At 69.9% G+C, this 20,831-nt stretch carries 20 protein-coding genes; 13 read left to right on the forward strand and 7 right to left on the reverse strand.

Annotated elements, in window-relative coordinates:
- The first annotated feature begins 110 nt into the window (after window positions 1–110).
- The 3 genes from ACH442_RS36945 to ACH442_RS36955 are packed head-to-tail and all read left to right on the forward strand — an operon-like array spanning window position 111 to window position 3,129.
- Entirely contained in the window at window positions 111–629 is a 519-nt protein-coding gene (locus ACH442_RS36945; RefSeq protein WP_396342744.1) for a PadR family transcriptional regulator, read from the forward strand.
- Window positions 626–1,327, forward strand: coding sequence for an ABC transporter ATP-binding protein (locus tag ACH442_RS36950; RefSeq protein WP_396342745.1), 702 nt, complete (start codon window positions 626–628; stop codon window positions 1,325–1,327). Before ACH442_RS36945 ends, ACH442_RS36950 begins: the two co-directional genes overlap by 4 nt.
- The gene (locus ACH442_RS36955) at window positions 1,327–3,129 is read left to right on the forward strand and encodes an FtsX-like permease family protein (RefSeq protein ID WP_396342821.1); all 1,803 of its coding nucleotides are present in this window, start codon (window positions 1,327–1,329) and stop codon (window positions 3,127–3,129) included. The genes ACH442_RS36950 and ACH442_RS36955 overlap by 1 nt, the downstream gene beginning before the upstream one ends.
- 52 nt (window positions 3,130–3,181) lie before the next feature.
- Here ACH442_RS36955 and ACH442_RS36960 read toward each other — a convergent pair whose 3' ends face one another.
- The 4 genes from ACH442_RS36960 to ACH442_RS36975 form a co-directional block, all read right to left on the reverse strand.
- On the reverse strand, window positions 3,182–3,712 hold the full coding sequence (locus tag ACH442_RS36960) for a NifU family protein (RefSeq protein ID WP_396342746.1): 531 nt from the start codon (window positions 3,710–3,712) through the stop codon (window positions 3,182–3,184).
- A complete protein-coding gene (locus tag ACH442_RS36965) occupies window positions 3,712–5,679 on the reverse strand; it encodes a ferrous iron transporter B (protein WP_396342747.1) in 1,968 nt (655 codons plus the stop codon). Before ACH442_RS36965 ends, ACH442_RS36960 begins: the two co-directional genes overlap by 1 nt.
- The gene (locus ACH442_RS36970; protein ID WP_396342748.1) at window positions 5,676–5,951 is read right to left on the reverse strand and encodes a ferrous iron transport protein A; all 276 of its coding nucleotides are present in this window, start codon (window positions 5,949–5,951) and stop codon (window positions 5,676–5,678) included. Before ACH442_RS36970 ends, ACH442_RS36965 begins: the two co-directional genes overlap by 4 nt.
- 145 nt (window positions 5,952–6,096) lie before the next feature.
- Window positions 6,097–6,750 carry a hypothetical protein gene (locus ACH442_RS36975; RefSeq protein WP_396342749.1) on the reverse strand — a complete coding sequence of 218 codons (654 nt, stop codon included), beginning with the start codon at window positions 6,748–6,750 and terminating at the stop codon, window positions 6,097–6,099.
- 353 nt (window positions 6,751–7,103) lie between these two features.
- Here ACH442_RS36975 and ACH442_RS36980 point away from each other — a divergent pair, with 353 nt between their 5' ends.
- From ACH442_RS36980 to ACH442_RS36995, 4 genes are all read left to right on the forward strand, one after another.
- Window positions 7,104–8,537 (forward strand): hypothetical protein, encoded by a 1,434-nt coding sequence (locus ACH442_RS36980; protein WP_396342750.1) that lies wholly within the window; start codon window positions 7,104–7,106, stop codon window positions 8,535–8,537.
- Between the two features lie 204 nt (window positions 8,538–8,741).
- Window positions 8,742–9,359, forward strand: a complete 618-nt coding sequence (locus ACH442_RS36985) for a hypothetical protein (protein WP_396342751.1) — start codon at window positions 8,742–8,744, stop codon at window positions 9,357–9,359.
- A 114-nt stretch (window positions 9,360–9,473) separates the two neighbouring features.
- Complete coding sequence (locus ACH442_RS36990) at window positions 9,474–9,926, forward strand: flagellar basal body-associated FliL family protein (RefSeq protein WP_396342752.1); 453 nt, start codon at window positions 9,474–9,476, stop codon at window positions 9,924–9,926.
- Window positions 9,927–10,049: 123 nt separating this feature from the next.
- The gene (locus ACH442_RS36995; protein ID WP_396342753.1) at window positions 10,050–10,880 is read left to right on the forward strand and encodes a hypothetical protein; all 831 of its coding nucleotides are present in this window, start codon (window positions 10,050–10,052) and stop codon (window positions 10,878–10,880) included.
- A 48-nt stretch (window positions 10,881–10,928) separates the two neighbouring features.
- Here ACH442_RS36995 and ACH442_RS37000 read toward each other — a convergent pair whose 3' ends face one another.
- On the reverse strand, window positions 10,929–11,645 hold the full coding sequence (locus ACH442_RS37000) for a hypothetical protein (protein ID WP_396342754.1): 717 nt from the start codon (window positions 11,643–11,645) through the stop codon (window positions 10,929–10,931).
- Between the two features lie 438 nt (window positions 11,646–12,083).
- Here ACH442_RS37000 and ACH442_RS37005 point away from each other — a divergent pair, with 438 nt between their 5' ends.
- Entirely contained in the window at window positions 12,084–12,974 is an 891-nt protein-coding gene (locus ACH442_RS37005) for an alkaline phosphatase family protein (protein WP_396342755.1), read from the forward strand.
- A gap of 8 nt (window positions 12,975–12,982) precedes the next feature.
- Here ACH442_RS37005 and ACH442_RS37010 read toward each other — a convergent pair whose 3' ends face one another.
- Complete coding sequence (locus ACH442_RS37010) at window positions 12,983–13,759, reverse strand: hypothetical protein (RefSeq protein ID WP_396342756.1); 777 nt, start codon at window positions 13,757–13,759, stop codon at window positions 12,983–12,985.
- Between the two features lie 136 nt (window positions 13,760–13,895).
- Between ACH442_RS37010 and ACH442_RS37015 the strand changes: the two genes are divergently transcribed.
- Complete coding sequence (locus ACH442_RS37015; RefSeq protein ID WP_396342757.1) at window positions 13,896–14,546, forward strand: DedA family protein; 651 nt, start codon at window positions 13,896–13,898, stop codon at window positions 14,544–14,546.
- Between the two features lie 136 nt (window positions 14,547–14,682).
- Complete coding sequence (locus ACH442_RS37020) at window positions 14,683–15,984, forward strand: hypothetical protein (RefSeq protein WP_396342758.1); 1,302 nt, start codon at window positions 14,683–14,685, stop codon at window positions 15,982–15,984.
- 51 nt (window positions 15,985–16,035) lie between these two features.
- On the opposite strand, the gene ACH442_RS37025 is transcribed toward ACH442_RS37020, so the two are convergent.
- On the reverse strand, window positions 16,036–17,178 hold the full coding sequence (locus tag ACH442_RS37025) for an alpha/beta hydrolase family protein (protein ID WP_396342759.1): 1,143 nt from the start codon (window positions 17,176–17,178) through the stop codon (window positions 16,036–16,038).
- Between the two features lie 169 nt (window positions 17,179–17,347).
- Here ACH442_RS37025 and ACH442_RS37030 point away from each other — a divergent pair, with 169 nt between their 5' ends.
- Genes ACH442_RS37030 through ACH442_RS37040 form a run of 3 tightly spaced genes read left to right on the forward strand, consistent with a single transcriptional unit; the run spans window position 17,348 to window position 20,815 of the window.
- Complete coding sequence (locus ACH442_RS37030) at window positions 17,348–17,881, forward strand: PadR family transcriptional regulator (RefSeq protein ID WP_396342760.1); 534 nt, start codon at window positions 17,348–17,350, stop codon at window positions 17,879–17,881.
- Window positions 17,882–17,930: 49 nt separating this feature from the next.
- Window positions 17,931–18,614, forward strand: a complete 684-nt coding sequence (locus ACH442_RS37035) for an ABC transporter ATP-binding protein (protein ID WP_396342761.1) — start codon at window positions 17,931–17,933, stop codon at window positions 18,612–18,614.
- Window positions 18,611–20,815 carry an FtsX-like permease family protein gene (locus ACH442_RS37040; protein ID WP_396342762.1) on the forward strand — a complete coding sequence of 735 codons (2,205 nt, stop codon included), beginning with the start codon at window positions 18,611–18,613 and terminating at the stop codon, window positions 20,813–20,815. Before ACH442_RS37035 ends, ACH442_RS37040 begins: the two co-directional genes overlap by 4 nt.
- Window positions 20,816–20,831 lie beyond the last annotated feature (16 nt).

Consider the following 20,831-nt stretch of genomic DNA (forward strand, 5'->3'; position numbering starts at 1 on the left):
TTCGGGCGGGATCGTGGTACCGCGGTACCACCCTGTCAGGGGAATCCCCGATTGACGGTCCTCGACCCCTAACGGTTATCTCTTTAGGTAACTGTTAGGGGTTGATGGGCATGCAGGACGTGGTGCTGGCATTGCTGGCCAAGGAACCCGCGCACGGTTACCAGCTGCGTAGCCGGCTGCGGGCCGCGCTGGGCCCGCTCGGCGAGACCCTCAACGAGGGGCAGATCTACGTGACCCTGGCCCGTCTGGAGAAGCTCGGTCTGGTCGGCGGCGAGCTCGCCGGCGGCGAGGGCCGCGACCGCAAGGTGTACGCGCTGACCGCGGCCGGTCAGCGCCGGGTCACCGACTGGTTGACCGAGGTGGTCTGGCCACGCCCGGCTCCGACCGACTTCCACCTCAAGCTGGCCGCGGCGGCGGCCGCCCGGCTGGCTGACCCGATCATGCTGGTCGACGCCCAGCGCCGCGAGCTGCTGCGGCGGTTGCGTGATGCCCAGCGGGCCGCCCTGGCCGAACCGCCCGCCTCGCTGCCGGGGCTGCTGCTAGAGGGCCAGGTGCTGCGGCTGGAGGCGGACCTGAAATGGCTGGATGTGTGTGAGCAGACCTGGACGTCACGAGGGGACGAATCATGAGCGACGTGGTGCTGCGGACCGGTGCGCTGGTCAAGGACTTCGGCAAGGGCGCCGCCCGGGTGCGTGCGGTCGACGAGGTCGACCTCGCCGTGCGGACCGGCGAGACGGTGGCGGTGATGGGCCCGAGCGGGTGCGGCAAGTCCACGCTGCTGCACCTGATCGGTGGGATGGTGCGGCCGACTGCCGGCGAGATCGAACTGGCCGGGCGGCGCGCCGACACGATGAGCGAGCGGGGCCTGGCCCGGCTGCGGCGTGACCGGCTCGGCTTCGTCTTCCAGGCGTTCCACCTGATGCCGGAGCTGACCGCGGTGGAGAACGTCGAGGTGCCGGCCCTGCTGGCCGGGCGTTCCCCGCGGGTGGCCCGGGCCTTGGCGGTGGACCTGCTGAAACGGGTGGGGCTGACCGACCGGGCCGGGCACCGTCCGTCAGCACTTTCCGGCGGGCAGCGCCAGCGGGTGGCGATCGCCCGGGCGCTGAGCAATCAGCCGCTGGTGGTGCTGGCCGACGAACCGACCGGCAACCTCGACAGCGCGGCCACCGCCGACGTGCTGCGCCTGTTCGGCGCGTTGCACCAGGCCGGGCAGACGCTGGTCGTGGTCACCCATGACGCCCGGGTCGCGGCGAGCGCGGACCGGGTCCTGACGATGCGCGACGGCGCGCTGGTCGACCAGACCGTGCTGGCCGGGGCGGGCGCGTGATGGGCCGGCTGCTGCTCGTGCTCCGGCTCGCCGGGCGCGACCTGCGCCGGCACCCGGTCGACGCCGTCCTCGCGATGCTGGTGCTGGTCGTGGCGACCACCACACTGACGCTCGGGCTCGCCCTACACGGCGTGACCGATAATCCGTATGAGCAGACCCGGGCGGCGACCGCCGGGCCCGACGTGGTGGCCGGTTTCCTGAGCGAGGACGGCGCCGCGCCGAGCCCGGCGGCCGTCGGCGCGGTCACCGCCCTGCCCGGGGTGACCGCGCACAGTGGGCCGTTCCCGTTGGTGCACACCACGCTGTCGCTCGGCGGGCGGACCGCCACGGTGCAGGCCCTGGGCCGCACATCCGGCGGTGACGCGGTGGATCGGCCGCGGTTGACCGCGGGTAGCTGGGTCGGCGCCGGCTCGGTCGTCCTCGAACGCGGCTTCGCCGACGCCCTCGGCGCGAAGGTCGGCGATCAGGTCACGGTGGGCGGCCGGTCCCTGCGCATCGCGGGTACGGCGGTCAGCGCTGCCCTGCCCGCGTACCCGAGCAGCCCGTGCCACCTGCTGTGCTTCGCCGGCGTCGCACCCGGCCCGAACGCGTTCGACCTCGGTCTGATCTGGCTCACCCCGGACGACCTGGCCACCGTTGAGGACCGCACCACCCCCGCCGTCGTCTACCTGCTCGACCTGCGCCTGTCCGAACCCGCGGCGGCGTTCGCGGCAGCACACGGCACACTGCCCGGGCCGGGTGCCGGCGGCCCGTTCATGCTGTCCTGGGAGCAGATCCGCGACGCGGACGCCGGGGTGATCCGTTCGGCGCAAGCCGCCCTGCAGGTCGGCGCGGTGCTGCTGGCCCTGCTGGCGGTGGCCGGGCTGACCGTGCTGGCCGGTCGGCGCACCATCGAACAGTCCCGCCGCGTCGGATTACTCAAAGCCATCGGCGGCACCCCCGAGCTGATCGCCGCGGTGCTGCTGGTGGAGCACCTGCTGCTGGCGGTGCTCGCCGCTGCCGCCGGGCTCAGCCTCGGCCGTCACCTGACCGGCCGGTTCACCGACCCGGGCGCCGGTCTGCTCGGCGCACCCGGGCCGGCCACACTGACCGGTACGAGCATGATCGTGGTGACAGCGGCGGCGCTGCTGGTCGCGCTGACCGCGACGCTGGTGCCGGCGTGGCGCGCGGCCCGCTCCGCGACGGTGACCGCGCTGGCCGCCCCGGCGCACCCGCCGCGCCGCAGTGCCGGGCTGATCGCCTGGTCGGCCCGGCTGCCGGTGCCGTTGCTGCTGGGGTTGCGGCTGGCCGGGCGGCGACCGGCCCGCACGGTGCTGTCCGTGGTCAGCACCGCGGTCACGGTGACCGGCCTGGTCACCATCGTGACCAGCGCGGCGGTCGCCGGCAGCGGCACCGGCGGCCTGCACAACCTGCGATCCGAACGGCTGGCTCAGGTAACCGGCACGATCACGATCATGCTGCTGGTGCTTGCCGCGGTCAACACGGTGTTCCTGACCTGGGCCACAGTCGCCGACGCCCGGCAGGCGGCGGCGCTGGCCCGCGCCTTCGGCGCCACACCGCGGCAGGTCACCGCCGGGCTGAGCGCGGCCCAGCTGCTACCGGCGGTCGCCGGCGCGCTGCTCGGCCTGCCGGCCGGGCTGGCGCTCTACCCGCTGGTGACCGGCACGGCGTTCACCATCCCATCGCTCGCGGGATTGGCCGCCGGACCGGCCGGAATGGTCCTGGCGGTGGCGGTGTGCACGGCTGTCCCGGCCGGTTTCGGGGCTCGTCGACCGATCGCCGAGGTGTTGAGCGCCACCTGAACGCGCCGACGCGAGCGCGGCCGGATCAGGCCGGCCGCTGCCCTGCGACGGTTCAGCGGTCACCGGCGTCGATCACGGCACGCAGCGCGGGGAAGCCGCGCCGCAGCTGGTTCTCCAGGCGCTGGCGCAGGGTGAAGCGGGCGGCGGGGCAGCCGCGGCAGGCGCCGTCGAGCCGGACGGTGACGGTGCCGTCGTGGACCTCGAGCAGCTCGATGTGCCCACCGTGCGACTGGGCCACCGCGCCGACCGCGCCGTCGAGCAGCGCCGCTGCCGCGGCCCGCAGAATGTCGTCGGTGCCGGTGTCCGGGCCGGCCGGGCGCCAGCCGGCCAGGTCGTCGAGGGCGGCATGCAGGGCTGAGCGGATGCGGGCGCCCTCGTGTGACCAGGTGCGGCCGGAGCCCAGGACCGTGGTGACGGCGGTGGGTTCCACGTCGACTCCGGCGAGCGTCCCGTCGCGCAGCAGCACGTCCAGCCGGCCCGGGACCGTCGCCGGGACCCCGGTGAACGACAGGATCCCGGTGGGAATGATCCAGCGGAGCCGGTCGGTCCGCCCCGGGTAGGGCTGCGGGTGGATCGGGATCATCAGCCGGCGCCGGTCAGCAACGCGGTGACCGTCCGGGCGAGCAGGGCCATCACCCACGCCAGGCTGGTCATGTAGGTGAACGCGATGAGCGGCCATTTCCAGGTGCCGGTCTCGCGGCGCATGATGCCGACGGTGGCCATGCATTGCAGCGCGAATGCGAAGTAGACCAGCAGCGCCGCGATCGTCGGACCGGTGAAGACCGGCTGCCCCGCCCGAGGCCCGTCGGCGTAGGTCATGTCCCGCAACGCCTGCGCCGGTTGCTCCGGGTCCTGCGCGGCGGCGACCTGCCCCATGGTGGCCACGAACGTCTCGCGTGCCGACTGCGCGGACAGCACCGCGATGTTGATCCGCCAGTCGAAGCCCAGCGGCGCGAACACCGGCGACACCAGCCGTCCCAGGTCCGCGGCATAGCTGTGGTCGGCGACGTAGGCGGACACCGCCGTGTCGTTGCCCGGGTCGACGCCGTGGGCGCTCAGCTCGGTGGCCGACTGCAGAGGCAGGTTGAGCAGCAGCCACAGCGCGATGGTGGTGACCGTGATGATGGTCGTGCACTTGCGGACGAACGACCGGGCCGAGTCCCCCATGGCGATCAGCACCGAACGCGCGGTGGGCAGCCGGTACGGCGGCATCTCCATGTAGAACGGCAGGGCCTCGCCACGGCGCCCGGCGATCTTCTGGAACACCCAGGCGACCGTCATGGCCGACAGCGCCCCGAGCAGGTACATGCCGAAGATGACCAGGCCCTGCACCCCGAACGGGCCGACGTGCGCGGCCGGATCGACCAGCAACCCGATCAGCAGCACGTACACCGGAAGCCGGGCCGAACAGGTCATCAGCGGCGCGGCCATCATGGTCGCCAGCCGGTCACGGGCCGACGGCAGCGTCCGGGTCGCCATGATCCCGGGGATCGCACAGGCGAACGAGGACAGCAGCGACACGAACGCCCGGCCCTCCAGGCCCGCGCGCGCCATGACCCGGTCCATCAGGAACGCGGCCCGCGACATGTAGCCGACGCTCTCCAGGAAGGCGATGAGCAGGAACAAAAGCATAATTTGCGGTACGAACACCAGCACGCCGCCGACACCGCCGATGACCGCGTCACCGAGCAGACCCGCGACCCACGGATTGCTCACATGATCAGCGACCAGACTGCCCAGCCAGCCGAAAAACGTCTCGACGTAACCCTGCAGCGGTGCCGCGACCCCGAAAATGGTCTGGAAGAACAGGACCATCACGGTCAGGAAGACCAGCGTTCCCCACACCGGGTGCAGCAGTACGGCGTCGACACGCTGGGTGATCGCGTGCCGGCCCGGCGCGCGGTAACCGGCAAAGGACAGCACCGAGTCGATCCACGCGTCCAGCTCCGCGGGCTCGGACGGCGGGGCGAGCACCGGCGCCGGCCACGATCGCCAATCGTCGAGCAGCGCACGCAGGCGGCCGGCTCGACCGGCGCGGTTGCCGATCACCGGGATCACCGGAACCCCGAGGGCCTGCCCGAACGCTTCGACGTCGAGAGCGCCTTGGCGCAGGGTCAGCTCGTCGGTGAAGGTGACCGCCACCGCGGTCGGCAGACCCCGGCCGAGGATCTGCGCCACCAGCCGCAGCGAGCGCCGCAACGTGGTGGCATCGACCACCACGAGGACCGCGTCCGGGCCCCGCTCCCCCTCGATGCGGCCGTCGAGCGCGTCGACCATGATCTGCTCGTCCGGGCTGATCGCCTGCAGACTGTAGGTGCCCGGCAGATCCTCCAGCAACAAGGTGCCGCCGGCGGTGTGACAGGTCCCCACGAATCGGGACACTGTCACGCCGGGATAGTTGCCGGTCTTGGCGCGCAGCCCGGTCAGAGCGTTGAACAGGCTGGTCTTGCCTGCATTGGGGCTGCCGACCAGGGCGATCCGCGGCGTCGCGACGTCGACCGCGCCACCATCGCGAGCGCTGTCGTCACCGTCGTGGCATCCGGCGGTCATCCGCTGATCTCTGCGGCCAGCAGGTAGGCCGCCTGAGCCCGGCGCAGGCAGACGTCGTAGTCCCGGACGCGGTAGATCACCGGGTCGCGCAGCGGGGCCCGGCGCACCACCTCGACCGTCGTGCCTACCGTGAAACCCAGATCCTGAAGGCGGCGCACCGTCGCCGGTGGGGCATCCGGCGTCACACCAACCACCGTCGCTCTGTCTCCCGGCGCGAGATCAGCGAGCACACGGTGGTCGGCCCGGGTCACCCCAACGGTTCGTATCGCCACCGGCCAACCATAAGGTAAGCCTGTCTTAAGTTGCCACTCTTCCCCCGGCTCGACAGCGACCACCGCACGCGCGAATCGCCGTCATTTCCAGCCTGCGAGTCGATGCCGCAAAATTCGCATTTCGGCCATGTCAGGGGAGCAGCGCTCACAGCAGCGTGGTCAGCGCCTCAGTGCCGATGTCACGGCCAGGGTTGGTGACGCTGCAGAACCGCCACCTGCTGTCGCTGCCAAGAATCAAGGTCAGCTGCAGAGCGGTGGCCGGTAGTTGCGCTTTGTTCTGCAAGGTGATGACCGCGCCCCCGGTGGTCGCCGTCGTAGCGGCCCGTCGCCGAATGGGTTCAGCGGCGCGGACGGCCTGTACATCCACGACAGCGGCGGCTGACGGGCTCGCGGACGGGCCGATGATACTGGTCAGGATCGGTGCGCTGGGTTGAATGTAGGCGTCTTGCCCCACCAGGCTCTGCAGTTGCGCGGTGAGGTCGTTGGCGCTGGCGCAGCCGGGCTCGGTGATGGTGGTGGCCAGTGCCGGGTTGGGGTTGGCCAGCAGCCACTGTCCGTAGGTGAGCATGGAACCGATCACCGTGGGCCACGCGGTGCCGGTGTTCTTCAATGCCGGAGCTGCGCTGGTGGCCTTGGCGACGGCGGGGATCGCGCGGGTGACCGGCCTGGGGCTTGTCGACGTGCTGACGGGGACCGCTGTGGTGACGGCGGTGCCGGTGGTCGCGCAGCCGGTCATGGTGGTGGCGGCAAGGACGGCGCCTACGAGGGCCGTGCCGCGCGGCATGGTCAGGGGGCGCATGGCTCACTCCAGGTGCGAAGAAGGGGGCCGCGGGGGACAGAGCGTTCACCGGTCGTGGCTCCGGGGCGGCGTCCGGGTACAGCGAACAGGTTCGGCACCGGGCCGGGCTAGTTGAGTGCTCGTCGTGGCGGTGCCGGTGAGCAATGCGGTGTCGGCCAGTTGCTGTCGTTGACGCCCTGCTCGGAAACAACGGCGGCCTCTCGAACTGGTCGAGGTCTGGGCGCAACGCGTCGGCTTCCAGGTTCGTCGTCAGGGTGCCGCCGGTGGGTGCTTGGCGCGTCGGGCCTGCCACGGCATCGCTCAATACGCGGGAAGGCCGGTGTGTGGGGGCGGCCGGTGGCATGGTCGTGAGGGTGAGTGTCCTGGCACGCCCGATGGTGGTGTCGCTGTCGCGGTTGCTGCCGCCGGCGCGATGGGTGGGCCCGGCGGGTGTTGCTGTCATCGCGGGCGGTTTCGCGGTGCTGTGGGTGGCGTTCGGGCCGGAGGGCTCCGGCTGGGCGTCGTTCCTCGGGCAGTTGGCCGGCGCCGAGGCGATTCTGCTGATGGCGGTCGCGCTCGTGCTGATCTCGGTGCTTCCCCTGATTGAGGTGTGGTTCGACGGGATCGACAAGACCGCCGTCTGGCACCGTCGCCTGGCGGTGACCGGCATGCTGCTGCTGATCCCGCACATCCTGTTCTCGCAGGGACATCACGAGTCCGGGGCCAGCCCACCGGCGAATGCGATGACCGGTCACCAGGGCGGCGGCGTGGGCGGGCCGCTCGCCCAGATCGGCGTGTGGGGACTGGCGGCGCTCTCGGTCTGGGCGGTCCAGCCCCGCTGGCGGGCCATGCTGGGCTGGCTGCCGGCGCGTACGGTCACGGCCGTGCGCGCGGCCGGGAGCAGCGTTACGGGCCGGCGGCTCGCGGCCGCATTGCGGCTGGTGTTCGGCGGCTACGAGCGGTGGCGGGCGATGCACCGGCTCACCGGGCTGTTCCTGGCCGCCGCATTCGTGCACGGCCTGCTGGACGCCACCGTGCTCGGCACGCCGGCGCTGCGCTGGACCTATCTCGTAGCGGGCGGCACCGGCCTCGCCTTCTACCTGTACCGGGAGACCGTCGCACGGTATCTGCTTCCGCTGCACGACTACCAGGTCAGTACGGTCACGGCGGTCGGGCCGGGCATCACCGAACTGGCCCTGTCGCCGGTCGGGCGGCCGCTGCGCTTCGTACCGGGACAATTCGCCATGCTGTTCCTGGAAGGACGCCACGGATGGCGCCGGCACCCGTTCACGATCTCAGGTGCGCCGGCTGATGACGTCCTACGGTTCACCATCAAAGCCCTGGGTGACGACACCGAAGCGATGCAGAGCCTGGTAGTGCCCGGCATGCCGGCGATAGTCGGCGGGCCGCACGGACGCTTCAACCACAGCAGGGGCACGGCACGGCAGATCTGGATCGCCGGCGGCATCGGGGTGACACCGTTCCTGAGCTGGCTGCGCTCTCTCGACGAGCACCGGCTGCACGCCCACGTGGACTTCTACTACAGCGCCACCGGCGCCGCCCCGTATGCCCACGAGATCGGGGAGATCACCGAAGGCCACGGCAACGTACGGGTACACCTGCATGACTCCTCGACCGGCCGATACCTCGGGGCCGACGTCCTTGCCGCCCTCACCGGAGCAAACCCGCGGGAGGTGTCCGTTTTCCTGTGCGGGCCCGCGCCGATGGTGAACACGTTCGCCCGCCGCTTCCGCCGCGCCGGCGTACTGCCCCGTCATATCCATCGCGAGCACTTCGACTGGCGCTGACCCCGACCTGGGCTGTCATTGCCGGCCACGCTCCGAACGAAAGTTGCGCTGCGACACTGCGTGGTGGCCGACGGCGCCGAGACGAGACCTGAAAGAACGCTGAGGAGCCCCTGTCGCGGCGCGGCAGGGAACTTTTCAGCACGGGCGGCGCCAGCCGATTCTTGCGAGCGTCACACCGTCATGTTCCGCCGGAAGGCCACCGTCATGTCCGTACGAAAGATGATCCTGCTGGCCGCCGCGGGCGTCGCGGTGCTCAGCAGCGGTGCCTGCGCCGCCGGCACGACCACGACCGCCAGCGCCGCCGGCACGCCGGCACCGCTGTCCTCGGCCTGGCACACCGGTACCGCGGCGAAGCCCACCGTGGCCCCCGCCCAGGTCGCACCGGGCGCGTACCACCCGGTGGCCGCCACGACCGGCGCCTATCTCGCGATCCCCTCTAACACCCATACCGCCTCACCTGCGGCCAGCCACTCGGTCCGCCTTCCCGCGAACTGCTCCCCGATGCTCGGCCCGGCGACCAGCATCCCGGTCACGGTCACCGCAGGTACCGGCACGATCACCGCGCACTGGACCGATCTGAGCGACCCCGCCGTGCTGACCTACCGGGTCGCCGCTATCCCGAACAACGGCGCACCCACGGCCTGGACCACCGTTGCCACGACCCACACCTGTAACACCTTGACAACCACGATCACCGGTCTCGCCAAGGGGATCCATTACGAGGTCTGGGTCGATGCGGTGCACACCATGGTCACCTACGGAATCAGCGGCGTCACCCAAGAAACCATGATCGGCCGCTCCACTGCCGTCACCGTCCGCTGACGCCGACGTCGCCAGTTCACTGATCACCGGGAAACGTCGCCGGACCGCCACCACCGCTACCCCGGCAGCAACTGCTCCGACCACACGTCGGAGCACCCTTCACGAGGAGAACCCATGAGCAAGAACGACAACGACGCGACAGCCGCTACCACCAAGAAGTCGAAGAAGAAGATCATCCTCATCGCCGCTGCGGTGCTCGCCGTCCTCGGAGGCGCCGGTGGTGGCTACGTGGCGATGTCGGGAAGCTCGGCGCAGGCCGCGCCAACCAAAGGCATCGTCACACCACTCAAAGACTCGATCACCGTGAACCTGGCCGATGGCCATTACCTGAAGCTGAACTTCGCGATCCAGCAAACCTCGGACTCCGGAACCACCGCCGTCGATCCAGCCCAGGCCGTCAACTCCGCCCTCGACGTCTACACCGGCAAGACACTGGCCGCGCTGTCCACCGCCCAGGGGCGCGACACCGCCAAGGCCGAACTGCTCGCCGCCACCGAAAAGGACTACAACACCAGCGGCAGCACGGTCGTAATGGGCCTGTACTACACCGCCTTCGTCACTCAGTGATCGATGAGACCGCGGCGTTGCCGGGATGACGTGGGACTGTCGCCATGAGCTTGCTGCAATCATTGACAGATGCATTCAGACTCCGGCTGTGCCACGATTCGGCTCATCGATTGCTGAGGGCCGATGACACCGCCATCTGAGGTGCTCATTCGTGGCGCTACGACGTTGGACCTGGACGCCATCGCGGCGGTTTCACTGGCCGCCGGCCAGCCGCCGACCGATTCGGGGGCCGATGCCCGGTACACGAATCTGCTGCTGGATCACGGATCCGCCATGGTCGCCGTACGGCCGGACAGGTCGATGCTCGGCTGGGGGGCGACACGGCACACGCCGGTCGGCGAACTGCTCAGCGACCTGTTCGTCGATCCGCATCACCATGGACGGGGAGTCGGCGGGCGCCTGCTGCGGGCGTTGTGGCCCGGGCAACCGGCAGCACCGGGACGGTTCACGTTCAGTTCCCGGCACCCCGCCGCGCTCCCCCTGTACGCCAGAGCCGGACTTATGCCCCGATGGCCGCTGCTCTATCTGACCGGCGACCCGCGGCAGCTGACGGCCGATCCCGCCGTTCGCGCGACGCTGGTCAGCGCTGATCAGGCTGCCGCCGCGGACGCCCGGCTGAGCGGGAGCCCGGAACGGACTGCGGACTACCGGTATTGGGCAGCGTTGGGCGATACCGGTGTTCTGGTGCACGAAGGTGACCGTCTTGTGGCGGCCGGCGCCGGCCGCCACAACGAGCTGACACATCTGGCAGGTTCCGGCCCGGCGCAGAATGCCGTCATCGCCGCCTTGGTAGAGCTCGGCGGCACGCCGAGCACCGTCCGGCTACCCGGCCCACACCCTGTGCTCGGTGAGCTTCTGCGCCGGGGGTGGCGAGTGGACGACTACGACCTTGCGATGAGCACCCCGGACGTACATCTGGCCACCACCTGGGCTTACTCGCCGGGCTTGGCCTGAACGTTCGCGACAAGCGATGCCGGGCCGCGAGTCGGGCTTGCCGGTGGTTCAGTGCGGCCGCGCTGCGGGGTGCTGCCTGCGGATCGCGAGGATCGCGACGATGGCGACGAGCAGCACGCCGGAGGCGGCGTAGCGGTCCAGGTTGAGGCCACCCTTGGCCACGGGTTTGTCGAGGAAGTCACCGACGACGGCACCCAAGGGCCGGGTCAGCACGAACGCCGCCCAGAACAGCAGTGTGTGCGACAGCCGCGTCCACCGGTACGCGGCGGCGAGGATTGCCAGCAGCGCGGTGAACAGCAGAGCCCCACCGGTGTACTCGAGTCCGATCGTGTCGGCGGTCCAGTCCCCCAGGGCCGTGCCCAGCGTCTGGGAGAACAGGATGGTCAGCCAGTAGAAGCCCTCCGTGCGGGGCGTCTGGATACTGGTCACCGCGATCGTGCCGGTCGTGCGGTACCAGAGGCCGAAGGAGGCCAGAAGGCAGAGGATCAGGATGGTGGTGCCGCCGGGATATCCGACGCCCAGGTCCCGGTCGACATAGTCGGCGATCGTCGTGCCCAGCGTCGTGGTCGCGATGATGGTGAACCAGTAGACCCACTGTTGGAACGCCGCCGCCCGAATCTGGAGCAGCACCGCGGCCACGAACACGACGGCGAAGATCATGGTGCTCGTCAGGTAGCCCAGACCCATCGACATCGACAGGGAATCACCACCGGTCTCCCCGAGCGTGGTGGCGAGGACCTTGACGACCCAGAAGCCGATCGTCACCGCCGGCACCTTCGCCACGAGATCGCGTACCTGATCCGCCCGGACGTTTGCCGGTAAGCCCCCTGAAGAGTGCAAGGCCTGCGGTTTGTCCGACGGCCCGGACGGCTGAGCCATGAGTGATCCTGCCCTTTCCGCAATGCTGGACATATGACCGGAAAACATAATAAGGACGGCTCTGTGCACCCGAAGGAAAACGGCCGAGCCAGCCGAGTTCCCTCGCACGAGTGAGGTCGGCGGCCTCCGCCCGGGTGTCTCCATCAAGCCGGCCCGTACCAGCGACGATCACGCGATTAGGACGCGAACCAAGCACGATCGGGGTCAAGGTCAACGACGTCACCGAATAGCTGAGGACTCGCTGAAAGACCAGAAGCCGAAGAACGTAGCTTTTCCGTACACATGAGTTGAAGTGGGTGGGTAGCCCAGCACACTGGAGATATCTTGCCTGCCACATTCCGGCGACCTCTGACGGCCGCCATCGCGACCATGATGTGCCTGTCCCCCGCGACTACCGCTTCCGCCGCCTCCGTCGACCGGCAGAAAGTGCTGCTGATCGTCGAGGAGAACCGCAGCTATCCTGACATCATCGGCAACGCCGACGCGCCATATCTCAACACGGTCGCCCGCACGTACGGCACCGCGACCGCGATGACCGCGAATTACCCGGTCGGCTGCCCGTCGCTGGCCGCGTACATTCTGATCACCAGCGGCAGCACCGCCGGCATCTGCGACGACGCTGGCCCCGATCATCACCGAATCAGTGGCCCGAACATCTTCTCGCAACTCGACGCCGCCCACCGGCGCTGGCGCAACTACGCCGAGGACCTGCCGGGGCCCTGCGCCCGCAAGAACGACCGCAAAGGCATCTTCCTGGTACGCCACACCGCCGTGCCCTACTACGTCAGCGAGTCCCGCGCCTGCGCGATCGGCCAGGTCGACCTGCACAGGCTGTCCCGCGACCTGACCAGCGGCACGCTGCCCGACTACTCGCTGGTCATCCCGAACAGCTGCCACGACATGCACGGCGCCGCCGCCTGCACCTCCGGCGGCGTCACCGCCGGCGACACCTGGCTACGCCACTGGCTGCCCCGCATCCTGAATGGCGCCGACTACCGCGCGGGCCGCCTGGTCATCATCGTCACCTGGGACGAGGGTTCCGCCACCGACAACCACATCCCCACCCTGGTCATTTCCCCGCACACCCACCAGGTGACGAGCAACCACCCGCACGACCACTGCTCCACGCTGCTCACCATCGAAGAACTGCTGCGCCTGGCACCGCTGGGCTGCGCCCGCACCACAGCCTCGATGGTGTCCGACTTCCATCTGTGAGCAGCGGTTCAGGACTCTGTCTGCGCGTCGCGGCGGGTGGCGGCCAGGTAGGCGACCAAGGCGACGATCACGACGGCCCAGGCAGCGGTGACCGGGCCGGTGCCCCAGCCCAGGCCACCACGGGAAGCCGGCACGCCCATCCAGTCGGCGAACGAGGCGCCGAGCGGCCGGGTGATCACGTAGGCGGCCCAGAATGCGGCGACCGGCCCGAGCATCCCGTACCGGAAAAGGAGCCCGGGAATCGCGATGGCCGCGGCGAAAGCGATCCCGGAGACCAGGTACCCCCAGCCGAACGTGGCGGCGGTCAAGTCACCGGCGGCGGTGCCGAGCGCAAAGGTCGCCAGCACGGTTGCCCAGTAGAAAAGCTCCCGCCGGCCGGCCGTCACCGTGTGGATCGACAGGGTGCCTTCGGTGCGGTGCCAGACGAACAGGATGACAGCCAGCGCTACGGCGAACGCCACGGTGGACGCGGCGTAGGGAATGCCGAGACCGACGTGCAGCACATCGGCGGCCATCGTGCCGAAGATGCTGACCATCACCACCGCGAACCAGTAGATGCCCGCCCGGTAACGGGCCGCCCACAGCTGCGCGGCCAGGCCGGCAGCGAGACCGAGGGCACCGAGACCGACCGCCACCGGCGGCGCGAGCGTGTGCGCGAGGAAGTCCGACGCGGTCTCGCCCATTCCGGTGGTGAGGACCTTGATAATCCAGAACAGGGCCGTGACCTGGGGCACCTTGACCAGGCCGGCGGCACGAGCACGCCCCAGGCGTACGTCAGTCGTCATTCCGGGCAGGGTGGCGGGCGCACCCTGAGGAAACGCTGAAGACGACCCGTACCGCCGCTTTCCTACATTCTGTAGTTTGCGGGGCCTGATACCGGGCACGTGCGGTGCACACACCGCGGGAGAGGACCGTCGTTCCATGAGCTCAGCGTTGGGCCCCTCGTTCCTCGAACCGCAATGGCTGATCTCCACGTTCGGGTTGATCGGCATCCTGGCCCTGGTGTTCGCCGAGTCAGGGCTGCTGATCGGGTTCTTCCTGCCCGGCGACTCGCTGCTGTTCACCGCGGGCCTGTTGATCGCCGGCGGCACGTACCTGCACCAGCCCCTGTGGCTGATGTGCGTGCTCGTCTCGGTGGCCGCGGTCGCCGGTGATCAGTTCGGCTACCTGTTCGGCCGCCGGTTCGGCCCAGCCCTGTTCCGCCGACCCAACTCCCGGCTGTTCAAGCAGGAGAACCTCGCCCGGTCCCGGGAGTTCTTCGCCAGGTACGGCGCCCGGTCGATCGTCCTGGCGCGCTTCGTGCCGATCGTACGGACGTTCACGCCGATCGTGGCCGGGGCCAGCCACATGCACTACCGCAGATTCCTGGTCTACAACGTCGCCGGCGGCACACTGTGGGGCTGCGGCGTGACGATCCTCGGCTACTTCCTCGGCCAGATCGCCTTCGTGAAAGCCAACATCGAGTTCATCCTGATCGGTATCGTGGCCCTGTCGGTGATCCCGGTCGGCATCGAGCTGCTGCGAGCCCGCCGCAAGTCCAACGCCCGGCAGCGGCAAGTTCCTGACCAGTGAAGCGCCACATATCAGAATCGGGCTCAGGCATCTGGTGAAACCGGGAACCGCTCGGTAGTGGTCTTCAGGACAATCTCAGCTCCGCACCTGCATCGTGTCGGCCGACCCACTCCGCGCCGCACTTTCGGGAGAAACGATGACCTACTCCAGCGGTGTGGCCACGCGCACCGGCCGCGCCTGGCTCACCAAGGTCCCGGCGATCACCGCGACCTTCTGGGTGATCAAGATCCTGTCGACCACGGTCGGGGAGACGTTCGCCGACTACCTGACCGTGAACGTCGGGCTCGGCCCGCTGGTCACCGACGCGCTGATGATGGCCGTGCTCGCCGCCGCGCTCGTCGTCCAGTTCCGGACCCGTCAGTACACGCCGTGGATCTACTGGCTGTGCGTCGTGCTGGTCAGCATCGTCGGCACCCAGATCACCGACTTCTTCACCGACACTCTCGGCATCAGCCTGTACCTGAGCACCGCAGTCTTTGCCGTCATCCTCGCCGTGGTCTTCGCCGTCTGGTACCGCCAGGAACGCACCCTGGCCATCACTTCGATCGACACTCCGCGCCGGGAAGCGTTCTACTGGGGCGCCATCCTCACCACGTTCGCGCTCGGCACCGCCTCCGGCGACCTGGCCACCGAAGCGCTCAGCCTCGGCTTCCGTACCGGCACGATCATCTTCGCCGGGCTCATCCTGGTCACCTGGCTGGCCTCCCGGTACGGCGCCAGCCTGGTGCTCACTTTCTGGATCGCCTACGTCCTGACCCGCCCGCTGGGTGCTTCCCTGGGCGACCTGCTCACCCAGGCCAAGGACTTCGGTGGCCTCGACCTGGGCGCCAGCGCCACCAGCCTGCTGTTCTTCACCGTGATCGTGATCCTGGTCGTCCGCGAGCAACTGCTGGCCAACCGGCACGGGGTGGCGGCCAAGGGCCAGGGCCCGCTGGGCGGGCACCGCGCCGACTACACCTGGGCCGGCGCCGCTGCCCTGGCGATCGCGATCGTCGGCACGGGCCTGAGCATCACCCACACCGGCAGCACTGAGACGCCCACCGCGGGCCAGGTCACTGATCAGCAGGCCAGCACGACCGGATCAAAGTCAACCGGAACCGGCACCACTGGCGGCGCGGCCGCCCCGGCCAAGAAGGTTGTGCACCCCACCACCCGTCTGGGCAATTTGACCGCCTTCGCCACCATCACCGCCGACGTACAAGCCAAAGTCGCCAAAGGCGATCTGGCCGGCGGCAAGGCCCGCGTCAAGGACCTCGAAGTGGCGTGGGACGACGCCGAGGCCGGCCTTAAACCCCGGGACTCCAGCAAATGGCACACCCTCGACGGGCAGATCGACGACGTCCTGACCGCCCTGCGCGCCGGCCACCCGAGCCAAGCCGACTGCAGTGCCGCACTGACGACTTTGGCCACCACTCTCAACCAGTTCGACGGCGTCTGAGGCAGCGGGCTGGCCGCCACTCCCGTCCGGCGTCATCTTGATCGTTGTCGGTCAGGGAAGGAACTGGACCTCGGGGAACGCCGGGCTCGGACGGTCGAGCAGATGTCCTCCGCGGCGCAGGTGCCGGTCGAAGAACGCGCGCGGGTACGCCTGCTGGATCCGCACCGCCCGGGCCGGGTCGAGGGTGCCGATCCAGTCGGCGAGGTCCTGGTCGCTCATCCCGGCGATCGTCGCCAACTGCGGGATCAGCCACTGGTGGTCGCAGTAACCGCCGTGCCGCGCGCCGACGGCGCCTACGTTCAACCGCCAGCCGCTCAACTGTGACCAGAAGTTTTCGACGCTCGGCTCGGCGGCGCGGGTGAATTCCGCGGTCATCAGCATGAACGGCCGGTCCAAGCCGGCGACCGGCGGCTGCGACGCCATTGGGCCGTCGAGGCTGAGCCCGGCACGTACGCGCTGGTCGGTGTTCATGACCAGAGCGGTGGCAGTGCCGCCCTTGGACCAGCCGAACATCCCGATCCGATGAAGGTCGATCGCCGCGGCCAGGCCGGCCGGCAGGGGATGACGGTCGACGTCGGGGTTGCGGCCGGCGGCCAGGTCCTCGACACGGTCGAGGACGAACCGGATGTCGTCGGTGTGATCCCACGGTGTGACCGGCATGTCGTCGTCGGGCACGGCCAGCCGGCCGCCGGGGAACTCGGTGTACCCGTCGGCGTGGTCGACCGTGACCACGAGGTAGCCGTGGCTGGCGAGCTCCTGGACCGCGATCGTGGTCTCGGACCGGTGGCCGCCGGCGCCGTGCGAGTACACGACGACCGGCAGCCGGCCGCTCGTGCGCAGCACCGGCGCTCCGTCGTGACCGGCCGTGCGGGGCGCCGTCGCGATGTCCGGGTCGAATCCGTTGGCCTCGAGCAGCGCACGCAGCGGGGCGGCGGACATCCACGGCGCCGGCGGGTGACGGCGGGTGTCGCGGCCAGTGGGGTACCAGAGGCTGACCATCAGGTCCCTTCGGCGGTCGGCGAGGTGCAGGGACACGGTGCCGATACGGTGCGGCCCGGTCGGCACGGGCAGGGTGAGCCGGGCCGGGCCGGGCGCCGCGGCGGCCGCCTCTCCCCGGGCGCCGGCGAGCGGCACGGCGATCCCGGTGGCGAGGGCGGCGGCGAGCAGGCGCCTGCGGCTCAGTGGGTTGTTCATCGATCCTCCTGGCGGTCGATGGTGCTGGCGGTGCCTCTTCGTCGAAGGGCGGCCCAGAGCTCGAATGTACGCTGAAGGTATACTCCACGTATATATTCGATCGGTCGATGAAGTGAAGCGGAGGATGAGTATATACGCAAGGTATACCTCCGGCGTATAGTTAGTGGGCATGAGCGTCCCACTCACCCTTCTCGGCCTGCTCGAACGCGCCCCCAGCCACGGCTACGACCTCAAACGCGACTACGACACCTTCTTCGGCGTCGGCAAGTCACTGCCGTTCGGGCAGGTCTACGCGACACTGAGTCGCCTCTCCCGCGACGGCAAGGTCGTGATGGACGAGGTCTCCCCGGGCGATGGCCCAGAACGCAAGCGCTACGTGATCACCGAGCAGGGCGCCACCGAGGTCAACACCTGGCTGACCGATCCGGTCGCGCCGGAGCCGCACTTGCAGAGCATCCTGTTCACCAAGACGGTCCTGGCCCTGATGCTGGACCGGCCGGCCGAAACCTACCTCGACGGCCAGCGCCGCACCCATCTGAGCCGGATGCGGGAGCTCACCTCGATCAAGCAGTCCGGCGGGCTGATCGACAAGATGCTCGCCGATCACGCCCTGTTCCACCTGGAAGCCGACCTGCGTTGGATCGACGCGACCACCGCTCGGCTCGACGCCCTGCGCACCGAGATCAAGCAGGTGAAACCGTGAGGACCGCCCGGTTCGATGCGCCAGGTGCCGAGATCAGGCTGGTGAAACGGTGACCGCCGCCCTGATCGCTCGCGGGGTGCACCTGTCCTTCGGCGCGACGCCCGCGTTGCGCGGCGCCGAACTCGCCGTGGCCGCGAGTGAGATCGTCGCGGTGATGGGGCCGAGCGGCTCCGGCAAGTCGACGCTGCTGCACTGCCTGGCCGGCATCCTGGTGCCGGACGCGGGCGAGATCGTCTTCGAGGGCACCAAGCTCAACGATCTCAGCGAGGCCGCCCGCAGTGAGCTGCGCCGGGACCGGTTCGGATTCGTGTTCCAGTTCGGTCAGCTGGTGCCGGAACTGTCCGCGGTGGAGAACGTCGCGCTGCCCCTGCTACTGGCCGGGGTGCGCCGGGGCCCGGCCATCGGACAAGCACGCGAGTGGTTCGCCCGGCTCGGCCTCGACGGTCTGGACGACCGCCGCTCCGGCGAACTTTCCGGTGGCCAGGCGCAACGGGTCGCCCTGGCCCGCGGACTGGTCGCCCGGCCGAAGGTGCTCTTCGCCGACGAGCCGACCGGGGCGCTGGACTCGCTCACCGGTGAACAGGTCATGGACCTGCTCGTCGCGACCGCCCGCGAACAGGGGACGACGGTGATTCTGGTGACCCACGAGGCTCGCGTCGCCGCCTACGCCGACCGCGAGGTGATGGTCCGCGACGGTCGCGTCACCACGCCCGCCGAGACGGCCGTACCGTGATCAATCTCGGTCTTCGCCTTGCCATTGCCGGCGGCCGTGAGGCCATCGCGCGCCTGGCCGTGCTGGCCGCCGCCGTCGCGGTCGGCGTCGGCATGCTGCTCGCCACCGTCGCCGGGATCAACGCGGTCCACGCGCAGAACATGCGATACCCGTGGCTGAACAGCGCCGTCACCAGCGCCGCCACCGGCCCCGAGGCGCGCGATCCCGCACTCTGGATCGTGCGCGAGGACTACTTCCACGGCCATCCACTCGCGCGCGTCGACGTCGCGGTCTCCGGACCGGACGGACCGGTTCCACCCGGCATGACCGCCCTGCCCGGCCCCGGTGAGTACTACGTCTCCCCCGCTCTCGACCGGCTACTGCGCGACTACCCGGCCGACCAGCTGCGCGATCGCTTTCCCGGCCGGCAGACCGCGATCCTCGGCCGGGACGCCCTGCCCTCGCCGCAGTCGCTGATCGCGGTCATCGGCGGCACCCGGGAGGAGGTCGGCCGGATCGCGGACATCACCGAGATCACCCGCCTGGTCACCATCTCGCCGGACAAGTGCCGCGGATGCATCATCGGGATCGGCGCCAACGGGATCGTGCTGACCCTGTCGGTCGTCGCCGCCGCGCTGCTGTTCCCGCTGCTCATCTTCATCGGCACGGCGACCCGACTCTCCGCCGCACGACGCGAGCAACGGTTCGCCGCGATGCGACTGGTCGGAGCCACCCCACGGCAGATCACCCAGATCGCCACCGTCGAATCAATGTTGGCCGCGGTGGCCGGCACGCTCGCCGGGTTCGGGGTGTTCTTCGCGATCCGCGCCGGGCTCGCGCAGATCCCGTTCACCGGCGAGCCGTTCTTCGCCGACGATCTGTCCCTGTCGGCGGCCGACTGGCTTCTGGTCGCCGCGGGAGTCCCGCTCGCCGCCGCGGTCGCCGCCCGGATCGCGTTGCGGCGGGTGCGGATCTCCCCGCTCGGCGTCACACGCCGGGTCACACCAGAGCCGCCGCGCGCCTGGCGACTGATCCCTCTGCTGCTCGCCCTCGCCGAGCTCACCTCCATGGTCGGCAATCGGCCGCCGACCAGAGACGGGCAGACGATCGGATACCTCTCCGGCATCTTCGGCGTGATGATCGGGCTGATGCTCGCCGGGCCGTGGCTGACCATGACGGGGTCCCGGCTGCTGGCCCGCCAGGCCCAACACCCCGCCACGCTGATCGCCGGGCGCCGGCTCGCCGACGACCCGCGCGCCGGGTTCCGCGCGGTCAGCGGCCTGATGCTCGCCCTGTTCGTGACCAGCACCGCGACCGGCGTCATCACCACCATCGTCGCGGAGCGCGGCGGCGGAACGGCCGGCGTCGCCTCCCACGACTTCGTCTCGGTCGCCACGCTCAAGGACGACCACGGCGGCGGCGTCCCGGCGAGCACCCTGCGCCTGCCAGCGGACCTGAACGCGCATCTCATCCACGTCAACCCGGATGAGCGCCCGGACAACGAGCGCCTGCCCGGCTTGATCACCTGCGCCGAGCTGGCCACCATCCGCGGCGCCGGCACCTGCCCGCCGGGGGCCGAGGTCGCCGAGGTCTTCCCGGACCTGACCGGCCCGAAGAGCATCGCGAGCACAGCCACCGGCCCATTGTGGCCGGCCGCCGGCCAGTCCGCGGCACAACTGGCCGGACTCAACGTGCTGGACGTCGTCGTGCCGACCGACGGCACACCTCCCGCGATCGAGCGGGCAAGAACAAAGCTGAACCAGGCATTCCCGTACGGGCGTCTGGCCGCCACCGAGGCCGATTACGCCGGCGACTTCACCCGGCAGTTGTCGCAGTTCCAGCGACTCGCCGACGTCGCGATCATCTCCAGCCTGGTGATCGCCGGGTGCAGCCTCGCGGTCAGCGTCACCGGCGGGCTCACCGACCGGCAGCGCCCGTTCGCGATGCTGCGCCTGACCGGCGTACGCCTGGCCGAGCTGCGCCGGGTCGTGGCCCTGGAAACAGCCGTGCCGCTGCTGGCCGTCGCCGTGGTGGCGGTCGGCGCCGGCTTCCTCACCGCCCACCTGTTCCTGCGCTCCCAGATGCAATACGACCTGCACGCACCGGGCGCGGAGTACTACCTCATCGTGATCGCGGGCCTGCTCGCCTCGATCGCGATGATCATGTCGACGATGCCGATGCTGAGCCGGATGACCGGACCCGCCGCGGCTCGGTCCGATTGAGGCCGGTTCCGGCCGA

It is taken from the genome of Actinoplanes sp. NPDC020271 (genome assembly GCF_044388125.1).
Classification (GTDB): Bacteria; Actinomycetota; Actinomycetes; order Mycobacteriales; family Micromonosporaceae; genus Actinoplanes.

What these genes read in the sequence shown, in the direction of transcription:
- ACH442_RS36945 (WP_396342744.1), top strand. Translation starts at nt 111, where the DNA reads ATGCAGGACGTGGTGCTGGCATTGCTGGCCAAGGAACCCGCGCACGGT.
- ACH442_RS36950 (WP_396342745.1), top strand. Translation starts at nt 626, where the DNA reads ATGAGCGACGTGGTGCTGCGGACCGGTGCGCTGGTCAAGGACTTCGGC.
- ACH442_RS36955 (WP_396342821.1), top strand. Translation starts at nt 1,327, where the DNA reads ATGGGCCGGCTGCTGCTCGTGCTCCGGCTCGCCGGGCGCGACCTGCGC.
- ACH442_RS36960 (WP_396342746.1), bottom strand. Translation starts at nt 3,712, where the DNA reads ATGATCCCGATCCACCCGCAGCCCTACCCGGGGCGGACCGACCGGCTC.
- ACH442_RS36965 (WP_396342747.1), bottom strand. Translation starts at nt 5,679, where the DNA reads ATGACCGCCGGATGCCACGACGGTGACGACAGCGCTCGCGATGGTGGC.
- ACH442_RS36975 (WP_396342749.1), bottom strand. Translation starts at nt 6,750, where the DNA reads ATGCGCCCCCTGACCATGCCGCGCGGCACGGCCCTCGTAGGCGCCGTC.
- ACH442_RS36985 (WP_396342751.1), top strand. Translation starts at nt 8,742, where the DNA reads ATGTCCGTACGAAAGATGATCCTGCTGGCCGCCGCGGGCGTCGCGGTG.
- ACH442_RS36990 (WP_396342752.1), top strand. Translation starts at nt 9,474, where the DNA reads ATGAGCAAGAACGACAACGACGCGACAGCCGCTACCACCAAGAAGTCG.
- ACH442_RS36995 (WP_396342753.1), top strand. Translation starts at nt 10,050, where the DNA reads ATGACACCGCCATCTGAGGTGCTCATTCGTGGCGCTACGACGTTGGAC.
- ACH442_RS37010 (WP_396342756.1), bottom strand. Translation starts at nt 13,759, where the DNA reads ATGACGACTGACGTACGCCTGGGGCGTGCTCGTGCCGCCGGCCTGGTC.
- ACH442_RS37015 (WP_396342757.1), top strand. Translation starts at nt 13,896, where the DNA reads ATGAGCTCAGCGTTGGGCCCCTCGTTCCTCGAACCGCAATGGCTGATC.
- ACH442_RS37020 (WP_396342758.1), top strand. Translation starts at nt 14,683, where the DNA reads ATGACCTACTCCAGCGGTGTGGCCACGCGCACCGGCCGCGCCTGGCTC.
- ACH442_RS37025 (WP_396342759.1), bottom strand. Translation starts at nt 17,178, where the DNA reads ATGAACAACCCACTGAGCCGCAGGCGCCTGCTCGCCGCCGCCCTCGCC.
- ACH442_RS37030 (WP_396342760.1), top strand. Translation starts at nt 17,348, where the DNA reads ATGAGCGTCCCACTCACCCTTCTCGGCCTGCTCGAACGCGCCCCCAGC.